At 50.2% G+C, this 20,523-nt stretch carries 20 protein-coding genes; 2 read left to right on the top strand and 18 right to left on the bottom strand.

Going from position 1 to position 20,523, the window contains the following annotated elements:
• Positions 1–8: 8 nt before the first annotated feature.
• The 12 genes from JW814_11670 to JW814_11615 form a co-directional block, all read right to left on the bottom strand.
• Positions 9–953: a helix-turn-helix domain-containing protein gene (locus JW814_11670; GenBank protein MBN2072103.1), complete on the bottom strand. Its 945-nt coding sequence runs from the start codon at positions 951–953 to the stop codon at positions 9–11.
• Positions 950–3,649, bottom strand: coding sequence for a valine--tRNA ligase (locus tag JW814_11665; GenBank protein ID MBN2072102.1), 2,700 nt, complete (start codon positions 3,647–3,649; stop codon positions 950–952). The genes JW814_11670 and JW814_11665 overlap by 4 nt, the downstream gene beginning before the upstream one ends.
• A 117-nt stretch (positions 3,650–3,766) precedes the next feature.
• On the bottom strand, positions 3,767–4,594 hold the full coding sequence (locus tag JW814_11660) for an undecaprenyl-diphosphate phosphatase (GenBank protein ID MBN2072101.1): 828 nt from the start codon (positions 4,592–4,594) through the stop codon (positions 3,767–3,769).
• Between the two features lie 24 nt (positions 4,595–4,618).
• Complete coding sequence (locus JW814_11655; GenBank protein MBN2072100.1) at positions 4,619–5,443, bottom strand: geranylgeranylglycerol-phosphate geranylgeranyltransferase; 825 nt, start codon at positions 5,441–5,443, stop codon at positions 4,619–4,621.
• Positions 5,444–6,994: a hypothetical protein gene (locus JW814_11650; protein ID MBN2072099.1), complete on the bottom strand. Its 1,551-nt coding sequence runs from the start codon at positions 6,992–6,994 to the stop codon at positions 5,444–5,446.
• Positions 6,991–8,148, bottom strand: a complete 1,158-nt coding sequence (locus JW814_11645) for a tetratricopeptide repeat protein (protein MBN2072098.1) — start codon at positions 8,146–8,148, stop codon at positions 6,991–6,993. Before JW814_11645 ends, JW814_11650 begins: the two co-directional genes overlap by 4 nt.
• A gap of 208 nt (positions 8,149–8,356) precedes the next feature.
• A complete protein-coding gene (locus JW814_11640; GenBank protein ID MBN2072097.1) occupies positions 8,357–8,746 on the bottom strand; it encodes a hypothetical protein in 390 nt (129 codons plus the stop codon).
• A 50-nt stretch (positions 8,747–8,796) separates the two neighbouring features.
• Positions 8,797–9,228: a hypothetical protein gene (locus JW814_11635; protein ID MBN2072096.1), complete on the bottom strand. Its 432-nt coding sequence runs from the start codon at positions 9,226–9,228 to the stop codon at positions 8,797–8,799.
• Positions 9,229–9,230: 2 nt separating this feature from the next.
• Positions 9,231–9,611, bottom strand: a complete 381-nt coding sequence (locus tag JW814_11630) for a response regulator (protein MBN2072095.1) — start codon at positions 9,609–9,611, stop codon at positions 9,231–9,233.
• A gap of 154 nt (positions 9,612–9,765) precedes the next feature.
• Complete coding sequence (locus JW814_11625; protein MBN2072094.1) at positions 9,766–10,890, bottom strand: hypothetical protein; 1,125 nt, start codon at positions 10,888–10,890, stop codon at positions 9,766–9,768.
• Positions 10,891–11,209: 319 nt separating this feature from the next.
• Positions 11,210–11,563, bottom strand: a complete 354-nt coding sequence (locus tag JW814_11620; protein ID MBN2072093.1) for a hypothetical protein — start codon at positions 11,561–11,563, stop codon at positions 11,210–11,212.
• 111 nt (positions 11,564–11,674) lie between these two features.
• Positions 11,675–12,091 carry a zinc ribbon domain-containing protein gene (locus JW814_11615; GenBank protein MBN2072092.1) on the bottom strand — a complete coding sequence of 139 codons (417 nt, stop codon included), beginning with the start codon at positions 12,089–12,091 and terminating at the stop codon, positions 11,675–11,677.
• Positions 12,092–12,336: 245 nt separating this feature from the next.
• Between JW814_11615 and JW814_11610 the strand changes: the two genes are divergently transcribed.
• Positions 12,337–12,777 carry a hypothetical protein gene (locus tag JW814_11610; protein MBN2072091.1) on the top strand — a complete coding sequence of 147 codons (441 nt, stop codon included), beginning with the start codon at positions 12,337–12,339 and terminating at the stop codon, positions 12,775–12,777.
• A gap of 25 nt (positions 12,778–12,802) precedes the next feature.
• On the opposite strand, the gene JW814_11605 is transcribed toward JW814_11610, so the two are convergent.
• From JW814_11605 to recG, 4 genes are read right to left on the bottom strand one after another with little or no spacing between them, the layout of a single operon-like run.
• Complete coding sequence (locus JW814_11605) at positions 12,803–13,627, bottom strand: ATP-binding protein (GenBank protein ID MBN2072090.1); 825 nt, start codon at positions 13,625–13,627, stop codon at positions 12,803–12,805.
• An 8-nt stretch (positions 13,628–13,635) separates the two neighbouring features.
• Positions 13,636–14,205 (bottom strand): zinc-ribbon domain-containing protein, encoded by a 570-nt coding sequence (locus JW814_11600; GenBank protein MBN2072089.1) that lies wholly within the window; start codon positions 14,203–14,205, stop codon positions 13,636–13,638.
• A 44-nt stretch (positions 14,206–14,249) separates the two neighbouring features.
• On the bottom strand, positions 14,250–14,798 hold the full coding sequence (locus JW814_11595; protein MBN2072088.1) for an HDIG domain-containing protein: 549 nt from the start codon (positions 14,796–14,798) through the stop codon (positions 14,250–14,252).
• A 27-nt stretch (positions 14,799–14,825) separates the two neighbouring features.
• Positions 14,826–16,925, bottom strand: a complete 2,100-nt coding sequence (recG, locus tag JW814_11590; protein MBN2072087.1) for an ATP-dependent DNA helicase RecG — start codon at positions 16,923–16,925, stop codon at positions 14,826–14,828.
• Between the two features lie 77 nt (positions 16,926–17,002).
• On the opposite strand from recG, the gene JW814_11585 reads away from it, so the two are divergent.
• The gene (locus JW814_11585) at positions 17,003–17,194 is read left to right on the top strand and encodes a 50S ribosomal protein L28 (GenBank protein ID MBN2072086.1); all 192 of its coding nucleotides are present in this window, start codon (positions 17,003–17,005) and stop codon (positions 17,192–17,194) included.
• A 101-nt stretch (positions 17,195–17,295) separates the two neighbouring features.
• Here the strand turns inward: JW814_11585 and JW814_11580 are convergent, their stop codons facing one another.
• Both JW814_11580 and JW814_11575 read right to left on the bottom strand, forming a co-directional pair.
• Positions 17,296–18,732 (bottom strand): radical SAM protein, encoded by a 1,437-nt coding sequence (locus tag JW814_11580; GenBank protein MBN2072085.1) that lies wholly within the window; start codon positions 18,730–18,732, stop codon positions 17,296–17,298.
• A gap of 139 nt (positions 18,733–18,871) precedes the next feature.
• Positions 18,872–20,521, bottom strand: coding sequence for a tetratricopeptide repeat protein (locus JW814_11575; protein MBN2072084.1), 1,650 nt, complete (start codon positions 20,519–20,521; stop codon positions 18,872–18,874).
• Between the last annotated feature and the right edge of the window lie 2 nt (positions 20,522–20,523).

Here is a 20,523-nt window from a genome sequence, read left to right as displayed (position 1 = left end):
AACTGTTTCTAATCGTTGATGATATCGGTGCCGGTAATTGTAATATTTTTTCTTACGACGCCTTTTCTACCGAAGGAGGGAAGTCTCTTTCCGCTTCGTTCCATCGTAAACCCGCCGGCATTACCGATAGTCCTGAAAAAAACCGATCGGTTAGTCCTGATCGATTCGACCTGTCCGGGGAACAGGATGAAATCACGTAAGATACTGTCCGGTCTCGAATCGACGCTTGTGTAGATCACGATATCAAACCAGGTCGTATCCTCCCTGCCGGCGATGATCTTCAGTTCAAACTCACTGTTATTCTCATCGCGCGCCGGAGAAGATTGAGAAGATACGGGTTGTTTCGCTTCGACCTCTTCGGGTTGAAGCACTTCACCTGAAGACTCGGCGTCCCCTCCGCCGGACTCATCGATCGGAAGTTCCTGCCCTGCGGTGACTCCCTGCCCGGTGGCAATCGGAAAATCATCCGGCAATTCGACACTGTCGCTTCCCGTTCTCACCGCCAGCCAGATCACGATTGCGATAATGATCCCTAGCCCGATTACAGGAAGGAGATATTTTCTGAAGATCCTGGGAGAGGCCAGCGTTTCCTCGACCGTACTCTCTTCTATCTCCCAGCAATCCCCCTTGCTGCGATGGGTCTGCCCTGTCTGGACTTCATACTTGCTCAGGATCTGCTGCACGTCAAGGCCGAGGACGCCGGCGTACGTTCTCAGGAAACCGGTCACATAAACCTTTGCCGGTATCGCTTCAAAATTATCAGTCTCAAGATATTCAAGCGATTTTTTTGGCAGCCTCGTCTCAAGACTGACCGCGTCGAGACTCAACCCCGATCTTTCCCTCGCGGACAGGAGGATCTCGCCGACGGTCTTTTCCCCTTTTATATCGAGGGATTCCGCGATGATCTCTTTTTCGTTCTTTTCTTCCTTCTCTTCTTTTTTATCCTCGTTCACCGGAGGTCCTCCAGTATTCTTTCCAGCCTGCTTCTCTTGTCAGACATCTCCTCGAATCTTGTCTTTTCCCTTTCAACCACTTCGGCAGGAGCCTTTTTCGCGAATCCGCCACCCGAGAGTCTCGCGCCTATCTTATCACATTCGATTGCCAGTTTTCCAAGCTCCTTCTCGATCCTGGCCTTTTCAGCCTCTATATCGATGATCCCCTCGAGGGGAAGGTATATCTCTATTGACGCGTGGCCTGCCGCCGCGCTGGCTCCTGGTTTCTCCGCCCCTTCCGCTATATGAAGCGAACCTGCCGTGGTCATCAGGGCTATCTGGCTGCTGAATCGGGAAAGCTTTTCGGGAAGCGACTTTCCCTGTTCGCAGTTAATTATGACCTTTACCTCTTGCTGATGTGGAATATTGAAACTCTGTCTGAGGTTTCTAATGCTGGTCACGATCTCCCTGAATACGATGACATCCTCTTCAAGACCGGTATCGACAAGCCTTCCGTCGATCCCCTGAAAATGATATCCCGCGAGAAGAGGAGGATCTTCAGAGAGCATGCTCCATATCTCCTCTGATATGAACGGCATCACCGGATGAAGCATCACCATTGATACTCCCAGTACCGCCCTCACCGCCACTGCCGCTCCGGCACTTCTTTCTCCCCCTTCGCGGAACGCCGGCTTTGAAAGTTCGAGATACCAGTCACAGAACTCATGCCAGAAGAAATCATAGATCGTTTTGACCGCTTCGTCAAACCTGAAAGAATCAAGATTCTTCTCGAATTCCCCGAATCTCGTCGCCAGCCGGCTCAGGATCCACCTGTCCTCCCATCCGAATCGGATTTCTCCCGCCGGTTCTCTGCCATAAAGGGCCCCGAAGAGGTCTATCACGGGATCATCCTGGTCGGGATCTACCCGCCCTCCGAATAGATCCAGATCGCTTCCACCCTGGCCCGTGACAAAACGCGTGGCGTTCCATATCTTGTTGGCGAAATGCCTGCCGACTTCGACCTTTTTCTCATCGAACATGATATCCTGGCCGGGAGGTGAAAGCATCATGAGAGAGAAACGAAAAGCATCTGCTCCGTTATTCTCTATGATATCGATAGGATCGGGGGAGTTGCCGAGCGACTTGCTCATCTTTCGACCCTTTGCATCCCTTACTATTCCGGTGATGTAGACTGAAGAAAAGGGGATCTCTTTCCTGAACTTCAGTGAAGCCATTATCATCCTGGCGACCCAGAAGAAAATGATATCCCCCCCGGTCACAAGAACGTCGGTAGGATGGAATCTTTCCAGGTCCTTTGTCTCATCGGGCCACCCCATCGGCGAAAAAGTCCATAGCCATGAGGAGAACCATGTGTCCAGGACATCCTCATCCTGGCTCAGAACAGAGCTCCCGCAGAGCGTACATTCGGTGGGATCGTCCATCGAGACTATCTCCGCGTTGCAGTCGCCGCAGTACCAAACGGGGATCCTGTGGCCCCACCAGAGTTGTCTTGATATGCACCAGTCCCTGATATTCTCCATCCAGCTAAGGTAGATATTTTTCCATCGAACGGGGAAAAACCCTATTTCTCCGTCGACTACCGCCGATATGGCTGGAGCTGCCAGCTGCTCCATCTTCAAAAACCACTGCCTGGATATATATGGTTCGATTACGACCCCGCATCTGTCGTGATGCCCGACCGAGTGCCTGTAGTCATCTATCTTCTCGAGAAAACCGTTTTTTTCAAGTTCCGACAGGACCGCTTTTCGGGCGGTAAGAATATCCATTCCGGCAAAAGCTCCCGCATCATCGTTCATCTTCCCCTGCCTGTCGATCACGGTGACGGGGTCGAGCCGGTGCCTCAGGCCGATTTCGAAATCCGTCGAGTCGTGGGATGGCGTGACTTTAAGAAATCCGGTACCGAACTGGGGATCGACTGCTTCATCGAAGATTATCGGAATATCCCTGTCTGTCAGGGGTAGCCGCACGGTGAGTCCCTTGAACTCACCGGCGCGCGGGTCTTCGGGACTCATGGCCACGGCGACATCACCGAGCATTGTCTCGGGCCTTGTCGTACCGACAGTGACGCCCCCCTGCCTGTCCGTAAATGGATATCTGATATAATAGAGTTTCGAGTCTTCTTCCCTGAAATCCACCTCTTCATCCGAGATCGCCGTCTGGCAGGAAGGACACCAGTTGACTATATACCTTCCCCTGTAGATCGCTCCCTCCTCATAAAGAGAGACGAATACCTTTCTGACAGCGCGCGATACTCCGGGGTCCAGAGTAAAGGCCTCTCTGCTCCAGTCGAGCGATGCTCCAAGCCTCTCAAGCTGTTCGACTATCCTTCCGTGATATTGCTCTTTCCATTTCCAGCATTCTTCAAGGAATTTTTCCCTGCCCAGGTCAGACCTTTCGATCCCCCGCTCCCTCAATGCCTTTTCGACTACGTTCTGAGTCGCGATCCCAGCGTGGTCTGTCCCGGAAAGCCAGAGGGCGTCAAATCCGCGAAGTCTCTTCCATCTTATCAATATATCCTGGACAGTCGTTCCCAGAGCGTGTCCGACAGTCAGTTTTCCGGTCACATTCGGCGGCGGCAGTATTATCGAATAAGAAGGCTTGCCGGAACGGCCACCGGCGTGGAATACATCTTTTTCCGCCCATATCCGGCTCCATTTTTTGTCTATCGATGCCGGATCATAGACCTTGTCGAGCATTGTCACTCCTTGATTCTGGTCAGGCCCGTATTTTCAAAAGATTAAATCTATCACAGAGCGCGTTCCTGGTCAACAACGACTCCTGAATGGTGAAGTCGCCTCAATGATGCTGATCTCTCACCCGGTCTTTATAAAATACCACAGGGCGGCCGTTGCCGCCGGTAACAGGTACCACGAAAACCTGTAAAGCCTGCCTTTTTCGAGAAGATAGATGAGCAGTCTTAACGCGAGTAATCCAGACCCGAAGGCGGCGATCATCCCGGTCAAAAGATATATGACCCCCATGCTTGTAAATACAGCCTCTCCATTGATAAGTTCGAGCAGAAGGGCGCCGAGCACCGCGGGGATCGAAAGAAAAAATGAAAACTCGGCAGCCTTTCTGAATCCCACGCCGGCAAGAAGCGCCGCGGTAATCGTCCACCCGCTTCTTGAACATCCGGGGAGAATAGCCACTGCCTGGGCGGCCCCGATCAACAGGACGATCTTCCAGGTCAGATCGGAATCGCCCGATCGCCTTCTGGAGAAAAGCAGGAAGAAACCTGTCACAAGAAGACAGACTGAAGTCAGGACGGGGGAATCAAAAAATCTGACGATGTGGACGCGAAGGAATATCCCCACTACAGCGGCAGGTAGCGATCCAAGAAGTATCCATACCAGGTAGCGAAGTTCCCCGATATTTCCCTCATCACTTTTAAAAGCACCCGATACCCATTGGAACAGGGCGCTCAACAGGGATCTGGCCCGTTCCCGGTATATCACAATTACCGCGCCGAGCGTTCCGGTATGGACCGCAATCTCGAACATCAGGGATCCCTGCCCTCTTCCGACGGGACTGCCGAGAATCGATTCGGCCAGAACAAGGTGGCCTGATGAACTGACAGGCAGAAATTCCGTCACACCCTGTATCACGGCCAGAATCAATACATTTATCATCTCAAATGACATATAACGATCACCCTTCTCGTTGATCTAGCCTGTCGAACCGAATAAAAAAGCGAGGATACCGAAAAACATCCCCAGTTTAAGAAGAAGGCTGGAAAGAGCATGGTACTTTCCGCGTAACGAGAATATCGCCGATAAGACAAGTATCGGCAAGACAGAAATAAACATTAATCCAGTATATATATGGTTATAAAGCCCGACGATCCCCGCTGCCGGAAAGAGGACGGCAAGAAATAAAAATATCAGGGCCGCGGACCTCAGCGCCGGCTTTCTGCCCGAGACTGCCGGCACGGTGCGGGCTCCACACCTGGCATCTCCGTCAAGATCCTCGCAATCCTTGACCAGCTCTCTTCCAAGAACGAATAAAGCGGTGCAGACAGATGGAAATACTCCGGCTGCCATACTCCCTCCCGAGTACGAGCCAAGGAGGAAACCGCTTCCCGTAACGAGTGAGACGGCCAGATTTCCGCTGAGATACATTCTTTTAAGGAAGGCTGAATATATGTGCAGCGTGACGATCCACGCGATTATCCATACGCGGGCTACGGGATCGAGCAACATAAGAAGCGCGGCAGCCGCCGCTAGGAGGATAATATAAATCACCCTCGCCTGGCTGGCCGACACTGAGCCTGATGGAATCGCTCTGCGAGGTTTGTTAATCGAATCTATATCGAGATCATAGTAATCATTGATGACATTTCCGGCGGCTGTTACAAGGGCTACCGCTGTCAGGAGCGCGATCGGAATATCCCCTGTCGAAGAGGCAAGCACAAAGCCGGCGCTCACGCAGAGAACTGCGGCAGCAACATTGTGAGGCCGGATTATCAGTATGATCTTGAGAAATCTGCGCATCTAAAAATCCAGGAGAATTTCAAACCATCCAAATCCCGTCTCTTCATCATCATCCCCGGGACCGTCGATGACCCTTATCCCTCCTCCGGCGCGGACAAGAGATCCCCTGCCGAGGTCGAGAGATGCGGTGAGCGATAGATCCCTCTCTATCGTAAGAGCCCCGCTGGGAAAGGCCGGGTCGGGATCCTCTGTCCTGTCCCACTCCCTGAAGTCATTCCCCTCACCTCTCCTGACATATTCGAAAGCGGTCGATATTACGACTCTTCTATGTACCGCGGCGGCGGCTCTGACCCTCCACCTGTCGGAATCAGGTCCCAGGGGAGACCCTATGGGCGGGTTCAGGTACTGATCGCCATTTCCGGTGACGTAACGGGTAAGGAGATCTTCCTTGTGAGCGTACGTGAAGATGTCGATACGGGTATATTCCGCGCCAAGTTCTATCTCCCTTCCCCAACAGCACAAGCGGCCTTCGACGCAGACATCGTAACCAAGCCTGTCCGGAGCATCTCCACGATCTTCATACTGAAAATCGTCTATCAACAGTTCACCGTACGTAATGACACTTTTGAACAGGGGTATCTTCCAGTCGATTCCTACAAGTATATTATCATCGTCTCTTTCGTTGTACTGGTTGGCGTAATAAGAACCCGCGGGCAGAAGGTAGGAATAATCAAGGTCTCTGCCGGAGTACAATACCGTTTCGCTTACGCCAAGCCACGCGCCGGCGGGAAGACGTACCGTCAGCCGGTGGCCGGCCATGCGTCTGCGGCTCTGCGGATCAAGTAATACCTGGAGAGTCGTCAGTCTGAATCTTCCGAGCGAAACCGAAACACCTGCCTGGTCCAGGGACCCGGCGCTGCGTGATATCACAAGTCCCTCATCTCTCCCGTTACCCCAGTTGATATGGTCACGCCCTATCAGCACCCTCCATCTGTCTCCGGTTATCGACAGATAGGCCCTCTCGTATTCGGAGGTCAATCCGCGAAACGATCTTTCACGCGCCGATGGTTTTACGCCAGCGGTATTTGAATCACGTTCCGGCTGCATCTTCAGCCTGTACGAAGTGAAAAAGGTCACCCCCTGTCCAAGATCGGCAAGGATCGAAGGAATCGCGAGGCCGTCGACCTCACCGTTGTCTCTCTCGGGCCTTTTCTGGACGGTACTGCCTGCTGCTAGATCAAAAAGAAGATATCTCTTCCCTTCGCGTATCGACCACAGCGGAGTGTCTTCGCGCCCGGTCGGCTTCTTTTCCTTTCCCAGGAATTCCTTTTTAAGACGTTCCAGCAGAAAATCAAGCCTTGGCGATAGTTTTTCTCCATCGTCTCCGAGCCTTTCCAGGATCGTATTGAGATGGTATTCGACCTCTGTTCTTGTAAATGGAATATCGGGGGGAAGATTTACAAACCCGGCGAGTTCGAACGATCTCAGGGCTGAATAGACCCAGGAACCTGCCTCTATATTCTCATCTGAGGAGTAAACCGCTTCGGGAGAGAAAAGTAAAGAAGCCCCCGCGATCAACAGGATCATCAATATCGAATTCGCACTCCTCATCCTGTTATCCGGTGTGACTCCCCCATTTTCAATGATCTTTCATTTTCAGCCATCCGGTACCATTCCCTTGCTTTCCTCTTGTCATCCTGCTTTTCGTAGGAAATGCCCATGCTGAAATATACTCTTTGATCCGCCGGATTTATTTCTGCGACTCTCTTGAAATATTCCTGCGCCTTGTCGGGCTGTTCCAGCTTGTTATACGATTCGCCAAGGTAGTAAAGAATCGTCGAATTTCCAGGGTTCAACCTGACGGCATGCTGAAGATATTTCAAAGCCTTCGCGTAGACCCCCTTGCGGTAATATATCAACCCGAGATAAAAGAGAGCGTTTACATTATCACCTTCTATCTTCAGGATCCTTTTGAATTCATCTCTGGCATCGTCATATCTGCCTTCGTTGATAAGAGCCACTCCCAGATTATAATGTCCCTCTATGCAGTTGGAATCGATCTCCAGTCCGATCCGGAATTCCTTGATCGCCTGCTGGCGGTCACCTTCTTCCCCATAAAGGGCTCCAAGATTGAAATGAGCTTCAGCGCTTTTAGGATTATGCTGGACAGCCTTACGGAACTGCTGAAGGGCTGCGTTTCTCCTTCCGCCAAGATCAAGTATATACCCCAGATTTGTGTATGACTTCGAATGAGTCGGATCGAGTTCGAGGGCTTTTCTGTAATTCTTCTCCGCTTCATCAAAATTCCGGCACTTTGTAAAGGCGACACCGAGCCTGTAGAAGCATTCCGGGTTTTCAGGCTCAAGAGCAAGCGCCCTGTTATGCAGGTCTATCGCTTCATCGAGTTTTCCCTGCATCTCGAGAAGCCTGCCCATGCGGTACAAAGGCATCGCGTCGCCGCTTGACAATTCGCAATATTTTTCATATCCGCAATAGGCAGCGTCATAATTCCCCGCCCTTTCGAAGAGAGAACATATATCGAACAACGCCGGTTCATCTATGTCGGGATGAGTAAGAAGTTCGTTTAACAGTCTTTCCGAGATCTTCGTTTCCTTTTTTTCAAAAAGATACCTGGCAAGCTCGAGGATCTCGCCGACTCCGGCTTCGCCGGAATCATACTTTCTTCTCAGCCGGGCTATTTCTCTGCTCTCTTCCTTGACCTCACCCCTGGTGAATTCAAGCAGCTTGTCCCAGCGTAATTTCATATATAGACTCCCCTCGGGAATTCAGTACGTCAAGACTTGTTCCTGCTGGCAGGCTAGCCGAGTAACAGCCTGTTGTCAAGGGATTTCCAGAAGCGGTAAAGAGTTTAGTAACAGATCGAATCAGCACGGCGAGCCGAGCGGGCTCCCGCTTCCCGATTGTGGCAGGAACTTCGCTCCGTTCATCAGCGAACGCGATTCCTTCCGGAGATCAGGAGATATCATCTTCGGCGGTCATTCGGACCTGCAGATGATACCTGAAAGATGCTTTTCTGGTCGCCGTGCTGGCCGGGACCTCATTCGGCCGATACCCTTCTTTCTCGAACCGGAAGACCTCTCGGCTCGGCATCGTTCCCGGAAACCCATGGAAGACGAAACAACCCTCTGAATCAGTCAGGGAGTGGGATCTGAACTCAAACGAACTCTCCCACCCTGTAAGCACTTCGACATCTTCAAGAGGTTCTCCGCTCAGATCATCGATCACTGTCCCCTGCAGCGTGTATCCGTCATAGATCGGTTCGGTAAGTTCATCGCCACAGGAAGCAAGAAAAAGCATGAATATCAAGGCAGAGCATATCGAGAGTAATGGTCTTTTTTTCATTTTGATCATCCCTTTTACCGATTTCCTCTCTGAAACGGACGCAGGGCGGATCACCTGAAGAGATACCTCGAACCAGCCGGGTACTGGTACTGCCTGTACTGGAAACTTATCATAAGTTTGCTGCTCGGCCGGTAGGTAAGGTCAAAATTTGGAATAAACAGTTCAGAGCTTTCCCGCATACCATCCGAAGCCATCATCGTTGTCCGAACGCCGATATCACAGTTAAGCGACCAGTCGGGACCAAGCCTGTAGCTGATGTGCCCCATATAGTAACCATATCCCTGAGATCTGTCGTTACCGTATGATGAGTAACTGAATCCCATCGAACTGTTGAACGACAACCCGGGAAGATTCAGATACCGTGCCTGTGTGGAGGGATTGAGATAATCTTCGAATACACTCCCGGCCACCGGTTCCTGCCCGGCCAGACGACCGGCTGACAGGATCAACAGGATGAAAATGACCGCCTGGATCCTTGACATCGCTAAACCTCTGATTCTCCGGTCTTTGCTTTCCTGTCCAGCAGTTCCCTGATCTTTTCCTTCAGAGGATCAAGATCGACTGATTTCACTATATATGCGTCAGCTGCCCATGTCTGGAAATTATCCTTATACACTGAATAGGCCGAATTAAGGATCACCGGCAGGTCCTTGCGCTGCTCCATGATCTTTGTCAGGGCATCTATTCCACTTTCTTTGTCCAGTTTGATATCGAGAATGACAAGATCAGGAGCGTCATTCTTGACAGAAGCTATCGCTTCACTGATATTCTCTGCCAGAACAGTCTCGTAACCGTCATTCTGAAGTTCCTCCCTGTAGAGCATTCTGACATTCGCTTCATCGTCGACAATAAGTATTTTAGGCATACTTCCTCTCCAGGCAAAATTCCGGATCAGCATCACTGGACCCGTTATATATCTTCGTCTTATTTTGGTTGCCGGTCAAGGAATATTTAAGTGAGGGGAATCGCGGGGAGTGTGCCTGAACGGAGATATCAGACCGGCCTCGGTCTCCGCCGGATCAGGGTGTCACCTTGATCTCGAGAATGACTTTGACCGGGATGTTGTTTCTGACCTGGTCTTCTGTCAGCTCGACTGGAATCGTCACCAGCTTCTCGAACGATTCGTCCGATATAAGCATTTCACCGTCACTGCTATCAGAATCCGCCCGGGGTCCATTTTCCGACAGATTATCGAGTGGGTCGGTTATAAAGTCGGGTTTCTTCTCTTCGACCGCTACTGTCATCTTTGGAGCCTCCTCAGCTTCACCCTCCGCCCCCGTGCCACCGAGTTCCACGACGTGTCCGTACTCCTCGTATCCTCCCCTGGTTGCTCCCAGATCTATGCTGTTCTCAGGCAGATCGCCTTCCTTGAGGACATTTTCTACAAACTCAGAGACAGACTCGTGCTCCTCTTCTCTCTCCTCTGCGTAACCTAAAGACTCGCTCTCATCCGTCCCTGAGCTTTGATTCCTTGATATACCCTGAGCAACTATCTCGACATTGATATCTTCATCTTCAGGCTCCTCGTCCACCGGTTCTTCTTCCGGTTCCGATTCGCTCAGCATATCCTTCAGTGATTCAAAGACTTTTCTTGCTATACCCTCGAAAGTCTCATAGACTCCCTGACCCGTCACGGCTACTGATTCTATCGCGTCGGCGTTCCATGTGTTCAGTTCTATATCAAGCACATCTCTGCTTATGCATCCTTCGATGTCGCGCTTGTTGTACTGGATTATCCATGGTATCGTGCTGAGTGACATTCCAAGCTCGTTGAGATTTTCCTCAAGATTATGAAGACTCTCGATGTTCTCATCCATCTTGCCTGGAGAAGAATCAGCGACAAAGACTACCGCGTCGACTCCCTTGAGGACAAGTCTCCGGGTGGCGTTATAGTAGACCTGGCCTGGTACCGTGTACAGGAGGAAACGCACTTTCATCCCCTTGAAATCGCCTATTTCAATCGGAAGAAAATCAAAGAAAAGGGTCCTGTCAGTACGGGTCTTCATCGAAACCATCTTTCCCTTGTTCTCTCTGGGTAGTTTCGAATACATAAGTTCAAGATTCGTAGTTTTCCCGCTTACTCCCGGGCCATAATAGACTATCTTGACATTGATCTCTCCACCTGCATAGTTATAGACTGCCATCTTGATGATCTCCTTATAATTTTATGTCGGGGCAGCTTCCATCCCACTCACTCGATGCACAGACGAAGGAAGCAGAATCCGGAGCAGGCTAACGTCACTTGAGCTAGGGTGTTATTACTTCGTTAGAATCAGGAATAATCCACCCCGACATCAACTGCATGCGCAATTAATGTGCCACCTTTTTCCCCTCAAATCGTTTTTTATCTTGTTATATTACTTGCATTTACGTCTGCAGGGCAACCTTGTAAAAAAGCTCTTTCCCTGAAATTGAGAAAGAGCTTTGTAATCTGCGATTATTGGCCCGATGAGTTCTTCCGCTTCAATCCTCACACGGAATCGTGTTGGTGCAATCGAGGACCACCTCGGTTATATTCCCGTCCGAGATCGAGATCTCCATCGACCAGCACAAGGGATCGATAACAACCGAAGTGCTGGCGTTGCTGCGCGCGTAAAGATGATAAGTGCCTGCTGGAAGAGCGAAAAACTGAGGCTGCTCGGCTGATGCCAATCCCTGATATTCGTCATCGATATGAACATGGATACCTATCGCTACGCAGTTAGTCGTCGACAGCTCAAAACCTGTTTCGGCTGAAGATTGAGAATCTTTGCACCCTGGTACAAATAAAAGCATTATTAAACTTATTGTAAATATAGACCCAACGATCCGCCTCATAACGACCTCCTGCCGATTATCAACTTTGGAACAGGCGGTAAACCATCTGAGAAGAATGTAATAAAATGGGAAGGTTTTAACAACTGAAAAAATATATATTTCGCTGGCAGGTCATAATTTCGTGCCGCACCAGGGGCAGAATCTATAATGGGCGTCGATCTCCCGGCCGCAATTGCATGTCAGTGTCAACAGGGCTCTATCCCTCCTCATAGCTATCTCTCCAGGCGTGGCAACGAGATCCCTGAGCCTGTCATAGAGTTCCTGTCCGCCGGACAGGACGAATTCATAATTCCTAGCGACCGTGCAGAGGACTACTCTCGGATTAAGGTCTCCTGCCTCGATCCTGATATCGGTCACGTCAGTCAGGTCTACGGAGACATTCTTTATCCCGAAAGAAGCGTCGAGCGAAGAGACCTCGAAGTTAAGCATCCTGTCGGTAAGTTCGAGGACACCTCTGGCAGCAATCAATCTGCTGCAGTAATATATCGCTTTTTGCATGAAAATGGTGATTTCAATAGTAGACTGCAATATATCTCCCCTCTGATGAATCTCTTACACGCATTCAAGCCAGAATTGTGCCATTTTCATATCGGCGCTCCTTCCTTGACTGCCGATTACGGACCCTCACCGGTATGATCAATGACCTAAAGGGAGCAGCAAACGGGGAGAGATCGTATATTGGTATTCTTTTTGCATATTTACGACTGACAGACAGTTTTTAAATTCATCGGCAATCGTAGTCGCTCTGGAAGTCGCGCTTGACTGGGGGTATGATGGAAATAACAGAAAGAATCCTGAAAGAGGTTTTCCACAGGCTTCTTAATACAGAACCGAAACAAGAGGTCCTTAATAAACTGCAGATCGTCATAGACGGGATGATGGAAAAATTCCAGGACACGTTTGAACTTGATTCGATTCAGCGCCAGAACACCTTCCGGGCGATAATATGTTCGATGTTCGTTCACGGATGGGGCATGGGTATGCACCCCTTCAACAGCAACGACAAAAACCTTGATGACAGGAGTATCGAGGTCAGGGTAAGCAAAGATATCCTTATGCCGCTTGAAAATATAAAAGCTCTTCGATACGTAAAAAAAGACGAAGACGGCCGTATAAAGAAGGTCCTTTTCGAACCTGACCAGAATGACAGGATCAAAAACCAGATCGACGGCCTTCTTGACAAGATATCCCGTGAGAAATGGGGAGAAAAGTAAATAGGAAGATCGCGCGATGATCGAATCAACTGCTGAGTGGATTAATCTTTTCGATCTCTATGAGCCGCCCGCCCTTCCTGAATGTGACCTTGTCCATTATCTCTTTGATCAGATAAATACCTCTGCCTGACCCCTTGTAAATATTTTCCTGGTCTCTCGGGTCATCTATATTTTCAGGTATGAATCCGTCACCCTGGTCTTCAACCTGTATGATGATCCGGCTGGAACTGATATATATCCGCACGTGTACTTTAAGTTCTTCATTTCCGTTATTCCCGTGTTCGATCGCGTTGCTCAGCGCTTCATCCATAACCATCGGCAGGTTGACTCTGCATTCTTCACTGGGAAAACCGAATTCGGTGGCGAGAAAGGAGACCAGGCGGTTTACACCAAGTATTCTTGAGAGTTTGCTTGGAACGAGAAAATCAAGCCTGACCTGGCCTTCTTTAATAAGGTCGTTATTCCGGGGAAAAAGCAACTCCCTTTCGCTCCGGCCGTTGAGTACCGCGTGGACATCGACCTTGCTGAATGGAGGCGTGATAATACCGTTTATCCCCATCGAAAGGTACATCAGATAGGTCTTCTCGTCACATGAGTCAGATACGATATAGATCGGCGAATCCAGGTCGGATAATCTCAACGAACGGGCCTTGGCGCAATCGAACCTCGCTTGCCGGAGAAACATTATTATATTCGGTGAATCCTCTGTTCGGGCCTGAAAACCCTTCATAAAACCGGGGAAAGTCTTGTAGACTTTCACGTCGATATCATCAGGCAGGCCCGCCCCGCTGAAGAACCTGGAGTAAACATCAGGAGCAAGGTTCAGAATATATAAAGATTTTTTATTCACGCCAGTAATCAGAATACTTTCTGCCCGTCGGCGAGAATCTCATTAAGGGCATTACGGAAATACTCATTCGATTCGACGATATCCGTCCCCACTTTTTCCTTGTACGCTTCCCAGGCTTTTTTAATCTCCGGCCCGAGAGCTGTCATCAGATTCCCCTCCGAGAGAGCGTGATCTCGCTTCTCCTGATTGTAGATCAGGATATCACTTACAAAGACCCTTGCCAACCTTTTAGTCCGGTCTCTTTTTTTCTGCTGTTCGGGTGTCTCCCTGAGCTCAGGTTCCTTTTCAGGCTCAGGCTCCGAGATGACAAACTCTTTTTCCATCTCCGAGACCTCGGGTTCGGCTATGACAGCTGAAGCCTTGCTTTCACCTGCCGCCCAACCACTTGCCTGTCTCTCCGATATTGCCGGTTCGGAGTCGAAGCTGCTTCTGCTCACTTCAAAGACCGGTTCGGGAGCAGCCTGGGTCAACCGCCAGACGAACTGGCATTTTGGACACCTGACCCTTATCCCCTTATTCGGGATCTTTTCATCTCCCAGCATATATTTTGTCTGACATCCGCCGCAGGTGACGATCATCTGTCCACTCCTTAAAGTTACTGGATGGGCCCGACGCGCAGACTCTATAATCCAAGTTGATCCGAGATACCCCTCATCGCTTCGATCGATATCTCGAGAAACTCGTGCAAATCAAGACCCAACTCGTTACATCTTGCAATAGCCTCGCGGTTTGCGCCCGCGGCAAACCTCTTTTCACTGAAACGCTTCCCGACAAATCCGGCATCGGTAGCAGCCAGGCTCTTTTCGGGATGCATCAGTGCTGATGCAACAATCAAGCCAGTAACTGGGTCAGAACAGTATATAGCCTTATCCATCAGAGATTTACACTCGACCTGGCCCGCGTGGGCCAGGATCGCCTGGCCGATCTCGGCAGGCACATCCATTTCCTTTAAAATATCCACGGTGAGATATCCATGTCTTTCCGGAGATTCGAATGTATCCTCATAATCAAGGTCGTGAAGCAATCCGGCAAGTCCCCATAGTTCAGGGTCCTGATCGAACCTCCCGGCAAGTTTTCGCATAATGGCTTCTACGGCAAGGACATGTTTAACGAGATTCTTTTTGGTCAGTTTCTTTTCGACGAGTCTCATGGCTTCACTTCTCGATATCAACAGGCTCTCCCTTCTATGGATCCTGAATCAACCTATGTCGGCGATTTCCATTTTTTTCTTATAATAACCGTGATAATAGCTTGAGACAACCTCGTTTTCTTTCTTTTCCAGATGAGGGTCCTCCTGCAGTATGGCGAGGCTTTCACTCCACGACCTTTCTACGAGTTCCTTATCGGAAAGGGGGTTGATAAGTCTGAAAGTTGGATATCCGGACTGTCTCAGACCCCATATCTCTCCCGGTCCTCTCATTTTAAGGTCCATTTCGGCGACTTTGAACCCGTCGTCATTCCCCGCAAAAAAAACGAGCCTTCTGCTGCTGCCGCTTCCCGCGTTATCGCCTGGTACGAGGTAACATTCACCTTCGTCCCCACCGCGGCCGACCCTGCCTCTGAGCTGATGAAGCTGGGCCAGTCCGAATCTTTCCGGATGGTTTACCAGTAAAGCTGTCGCATTGGGAATATCGACTCCCACTTCGATCACGGTAGTAGTGACCAGCCCGCTTATCTTTCCTTCACGGAACATCTCTATCGCTTTCGATTTTTCCTCAAAACTCATCCTTCCGTGCAGAAGACCGATCGAATAACCGGCGAATTCCCCTTTCTGCAACCTTTCGTATTCGTCTACGGCAGCTTTCAGATCACTTTTCTCGTTTTCTTCCACCAGTGGATAGAGTATGAACGCCTGTTTCCCGGAATCGAATATTTCCCTTATCCTCTGGAATACCTTCTCCCTCCCGCCATACTCTACTATCTCGGTCCTGACCCTTCTCCTGCCCAGCGGAAGTTCATCTATGATCGACAGGTCGAGGTCTCCGTATACAGTCTGGGCGAGGGATCTCGGTATCGGTGTGGCGGTCATCACGAGAAAATGCGGGATCGTATCTCCTTTTCCCAGTCTGGCTCTCTGTTTTACGCCGAACCGGTGCTGTTCGTCGATAACGGCGAGCCCCAGGTCCCTGAACGATATTCCATCCTGTATAAGCGTCTGCGTCCCTATGACGATATCTATCGAACCATCGGCGAGTCGTTCATTTATCGCCATTTTTTCAGAGGGTCTCATCGAGCCGATCAGAAGCTCCACATTGACCGAAAGGTCCTTGAGATATTCCCTTATCTTTTGAGCGTGCTGCTCGGCCAGGATCTCGGTCGGTACCATCATCGCCGCCTGATATCCACTGCTCACCGCCATCAGCATGGCAACGATTCCCACTATCGTCTTTCCGCTTCCCACATCTCCCTGAAGCAGCCTGCCAAGACCCCTCTTGCCGGTAATATCGTTCTCGATCTCTGAGAGGACTCTTTTCTGAGCTTCTGTCAGATGGAACGGAAGAGAATCGATGAAAGCATCTACCAGTCTAAATGGACGGACCAGAGTCGGTCTAGGCCTTCCTCCGGTGAAAAGCTTCCTCCGCTGGTGGATCAGGAGATGGAGGAAAAAGACCTCTTCAAACTTGAACCGACGGACCGTCCTTTCCAGAGATTTCCAGTCATCGGGATAGTGGATCTGCCTGATCCCCTCAGCTCTGCCCGGTAGGTGCATAGATTTCATCAGCCGTTCAGGCAGATTTTCCGCTATCATCCCTTCGCTCTTTTCAATCGCCGATCTGATTATCCTTCTGATCATCCTCTGGGATATTCCAGCTGTCAGGGGATATACCGGCACGATCCTTCCGGTGTGGATCAGATCATCTCCCAGTTCGCCGGCTATGATCTCGTATTCGGGAGCGACGATCTGCTTCTGCCCCCTGTATGACTGGGGTGTTCCGCTGGCTACTATCTGAAGCCCCTGTCTGAACTGTTTCTCGAGGTACGGTTGGTTAAAGAATACCAGGTTGATTATCCCCGTCTCGTCTCCGGCAGCGACAGTCAGGAGCGACCGCCTCGGACCGAGTCTCCTGTTCGAAACTGCGAGCACAGTACCGGTGAAACCGGTCCGTCTGCCTTCCTCCAGATTGTTGATCTTTTTCAACTCCGACCTGTCGTAATAATCCCGCGGGTAGTGCGACAGCAGGTCTTCTACCGTCTCGATCCCAAGTCTGGAAAGCAGGACCTGTCTGGCGGGTCCTACTCCCTTTACATACTGGCTGCTGCCTGAAAGAATATTTTTATCAAAGATCTCTTTTTCCATAAAACACTTGCCAAATCTGTTATTATCCTCTAGATTATATAATCTTTTGCTAATAAGAATATATAAGGAGAAATGCTATGAGTAAAGAATGTGCCATCTGCGGGAAGAAACCCATGACTGGCAATAATGTAAGCCATGCCCACAACCTGACCAAAAGGCGCTGGCTTCCGAACCTTCAGAAGATCAGGATAGAGATCGCCGGCAAGATGAAAAAGACTTACGTCTGTACCAACTGCATCAGGAGCGGAGCTGCTAAGAAAGTCCTTTGACATCATTCTGGCACCCTGTTCCTCTGGGATTTCTGACCGGAAATTGTTGTTTCCGGTCTTTTTTTGACCATCAAGCCGGTTCATCCGCCTGAACGTGATGATCACCTTTTCCCCTCGGCCGCGATCCCCCTGTATCTTCTGACCAGTTTTTCGTTTGTTCCCTCGCCTGTCAGCTCTTCCCAGGGAAGCGGCCGCTCTATCCCTCTTTCACGGTGTATACCCTCCGGATCGATCCTGTTTTCTGAAAGGGCTTTTTTCCATGAGATACGGCCTCTTGAATATCTGATAAGTGCTTCTCCCACATCAACTCCACCGATCGAAAGGACAGCCTGCCTCAGGGAAGAACGGATCGATTTCGATTGCGAGACGATCCCCGTCTCCCTGCAGATCCCGGAAATGGCCGCAAACCTTCTGCCAAGTTCCCGTTCGGAGGGAATCGGGTAGAATTGAAAAGGAGTCCATGGTTTTGGAACGACAAGATTGGTATGAAGAGTTATCCTGCTTCTTCCCGAAACATCCCTGATCCTGGTGAGAAATCTTCTTGTCTCATCGAACAGCGTTCCGTCTTCTCCGGGATACCCTGTCAACATGTAGAGGTTTATGTTAGTGATTCCGTTCGACGCAAGTTCTTTTACTGCGTTAATATAGACATCGTCACCTACCTTCTTGCCAAGCCTGAAACGCGCCTGTTCGCTCCCTGATTCCGGGGCGAGGCTTGCAGAGCGGACCCCGGTACTGGCTATCATCATCACTTTTTCCCTGTCAAGATCTTCCGCCTTTAATGAACTGAATCCAGCCTTCAGCCGGTATCGAAGGATCATTTCTATGATCTTGCCGAAATCGGGATGAGACGTGACCGCCGTGCTGACCAGACCGATCTTTTCGACTCTTCCGGCGGTCTTTTCGAGAAGAGCGCCTATCGACTCGACCGGCGTCGCCCTGTACGGGCTGTAAAGGACCCTGGCAAGACAGAACCCGCAGTTTCCAGTGCATCCCCTTCCCGTCTCTATAAGGAGTGTGTCGGGAAAAACAGCCCCGGAGGAGAGTATCGATGAATACGGAAATAAGCTGGCTGGAGATCCCCTCATTATTACCGGCACTTTTTCCGGTATCGATGGAATATAGATACCATCGATCGCCCCCATCTTGTCGATCCGGGATGATCGGCTTTCATTTCGAGGGTTCTCGAGAATGCCGGCCAGATCTTCAATGATCAACTCTCCCTCTCCCAGGGCCGCGGCATCGACTATATTGGAAAGAGGGAGGGGGTTGGCGCTTATCGCCGGACCACCGGCTATGATCAGCGGCCCTTCTTTCCTCTTCGTTCGAAGCGGTTCAATTCCCGAGCTGGAAAGCATTCTTATAAGTTCGAGGTAATCTTCTTCATACGAGATGGTGAAAAGCAGTGCTTCTGCCTGTGAAATATCTGCTCCGGTCTCATAAGTCCCGGGGACTGAATCGGAAAAAAACCGTTCGACATTCATCGTCCCCCTCGAAGCAAGGGCCCGGTAGATGAAATGCAGACCGAGATTCGACATCCCGATACTGTATCTTGCTGGATAACCGACATATATGGAAGGAGACCTCTTTGGGACTGATGGATATCTGTCGAGGAATGTTTCCCTTATATCAGGGTTTTTTGATTTGCGGCTGGATGAGGGCAAGTTCAAGGGGACCTCACAGCGATCTTTTACGATCGAGGCCGATCGCGCCATCGCCGACAAGATTCCTCGCGACGACATTCTCGGGATCGAACTTTAGAAGATTCCTCAGTAGCTCTTCCGCCTCTTTATCCGATCCTTTTTTCCTGATCGTCAGGGCCAGCGAGATGATAGCTTCACTGTATTCTGAATTGATTTTCAGGCTTTTCCTGTAATAGGTCTCAGCCTGCCCAAGATTTCCCTTATAGAATTGAATATCCCCCATGATCTTGTAAAGGTCGGCGAAATTATCTCCGTTGCTTTCGAGAAGTTCTTCGGCCTGCTGATATTCTTCCCGCCTGATCAGGATTGACGCCAGTTTCTCTCTGGCGCGCGTATAGTGACTGTTTATCGCCAGCGATCTCCTGAAAAATTCTTCAGCTTCTCCTGTCCTCTTCATCCGCATATAGACGTCGCCGATAAAATACAGTATATCCGCGCTTTCCCCGCCGGTCTTCAGTATTTCCTTAAGGACATACATCGCTTCTTCAAGATTATCCTCGCGCAGATGGACCAGAGCCAGGCTTATATCGGCATTGTCCGGCTTGTCATGATCACCGATCCCGCGCGACAGATATTCTATCGCTTTTTCCTTTTCCCCTGACTCGTACAGAAGAAGGCCGTAGTAGTATTCAGCCTTTGAATAATGCGGGGATATTCTCAGGGATTCCTCGAGGGAAGAACGCCCTTTCGCGATCTCTCCCAGATAAAAATATGTGGCGCCAAGATAGCACTGAAGGTCCGCGTACCCTGGTTTCTCCCTCACGGCCTGTTCGAAGTGAGGCAGTGCTTCCCGGAACATTTTCTCATCGAGGTACGCGATACCGAGATAAAACCTTGCTTCGGTATAACTCTCATTTATCTCAAGAGCGTTATGAAGTTCCTTCCGTGCTTCCGATCTTTGCTCGCCGCGCAAAAGAGAAAGTCCCAGCTTGAACCTGATATCGGCATAATCGGGATGTAGTGCCGAAGCATCCCTGAACGCGGATATCGCCAGCGTGAAATCACCGGTGTTGTACGCTTCGATCCCGTCTTTTACGCAGATCTCGAATTCCGAGTCGGCTTTTACATATTCCCTTATCCTTGCCAGTGGAGGAATATCCGTCTCCCTGCTGGCCATATGATCGCTAAGGAATTTACTTATCGGTGAAGGATTCTCAGCGACAAGTTCGAGCGCTTTTGCAAGGACCTCGTCGGCATCCTCTGTCTCGCCTTTTTCGTGCAGAATGATCCCGAGGTAACAGACAGCTTCAAAATAGCTGCTGTTAAGATCGATCGCTTTTTCAAGCATCGCGACAGCTTCTTCCAGGCTGCCCCTCTGGTGGTAGATCACGCCCATACGGTAGTATAGATCAGGATATGTCGGATTCTCCCTGACCGCGATCTCAAAATGCCTGAACGCTCCGTCAAGATCTCCCGAGTGAAAAAGCGCGGTTCCAAGATGGACGTGCGATTCAGCAGCGTAGAACATCCCGAGCGCGTAGACAGGATCACTCGGCCCGAGGTCTGTAATAGCCTTTTCAAGCGCTTCTACCGCCAGGCCGTACTTTCCCTGATTGAAATACTCAATACCAAGCTCATACTCGGGATTTTTTTCGAGTCCGAATATCCTTCCCCAAATCGACAAAA

It is taken from the genome of Candidatus Krumholzibacteriota bacterium (assembly GCA_016932415.1).
GTDB lineage: Bacteria > Krumholzibacteriota > Krumholzibacteriia > Krumholzibacteriales > Krumholzibacteriaceae > Krumholzibacterium.
Note: the sequence above shows the minus strand (reverse complement) of the source record. Positions and strands in the feature narration are given on the sequence as shown.

Excerpts from the sequence above, each read along its gene's own strand:
- JW814_11660 (MBN2072101.1), bottom strand. The coding sequence starts at position 4,594 with ATGTCATTTGAGATGATAAATGTATTGATTCTGGCCGTGATACAGGGT.
- JW814_11645 (MBN2072098.1), bottom strand. The coding sequence starts at position 8,148 with ATGAAATTACGCTGGGACAAGCTGCTTGAATTCACCAGGGGTGAGGTC.
- JW814_11640 (MBN2072097.1), bottom strand. The coding sequence starts at position 8,746 with ATGAAAAAAAGACCATTACTCTCGATATGCTCTGCCTTGATATTCATG.
- JW814_11630 (MBN2072095.1), bottom strand. The coding sequence starts at position 9,611 with ATGCCTAAAATACTTATTGTCGACGATGAAGCGAATGTCAGAATGCTC.
- JW814_11610 (MBN2072091.1), top strand. The coding sequence starts at position 12,337 with ATGGAAATAACAGAAAGAATCCTGAAAGAGGTTTTCCACAGGCTTCTT.
- JW814_11625 (MBN2072094.1), bottom strand. The coding sequence starts at position 10,890 with ATGGCAGTCTATAACTATGCAGGTGGAGAGATCAATGTCAAGATAGTC.
- JW814_11580 (MBN2072085.1), bottom strand. The coding sequence starts at position 18,732 with ATGTCGAATCTCGGTCTGCATTTCATCTACCGGGCCCTTGCTTCGAGG.
- JW814_11585 (MBN2072086.1), top strand. The coding sequence starts at position 17,003 with ATGAGTAAAGAATGTGCCATCTGCGGGAAGAAACCCATGACTGGCAAT.
- JW814_11635 (MBN2072096.1), bottom strand. The coding sequence starts at position 9,228 with ATGTCAAGGATCCAGGCGGTCATTTTCATCCTGTTGATCCTGTCAGCC.
- JW814_11665 (MBN2072102.1), bottom strand. The coding sequence starts at position 3,649 with ATGCTCGACAAGGTCTATGATCCGGCATCGATAGACAAAAAATGGAGC.
- JW814_11620 (MBN2072093.1), bottom strand. The coding sequence starts at position 11,563 with ATGAGGCGGATCGTTGGGTCTATATTTACAATAAGTTTAATAATGCTT.
- JW814_11650 (MBN2072099.1), bottom strand. The coding sequence starts at position 6,994 with ATGAGGAGTGCGAATTCGATATTGATGATCCTGTTGATCGCGGGGGCT.
- JW814_11655 (MBN2072100.1), bottom strand. The coding sequence starts at position 5,443 with ATGCGCAGATTTCTCAAGATCATACTGATAATCCGGCCTCACAATGTT.
- recG (MBN2072087.1), bottom strand. The coding sequence starts at position 16,925 with ATGGAAAAAGAGATCTTTGATAAAAATATTCTTTCAGGCAGCAGCCAG.
- JW814_11600 (MBN2072089.1), bottom strand. The coding sequence starts at position 14,205 with ATGATCGTCACCTGCGGCGGATGTCAGACAAAATATATGCTGGGAGAT.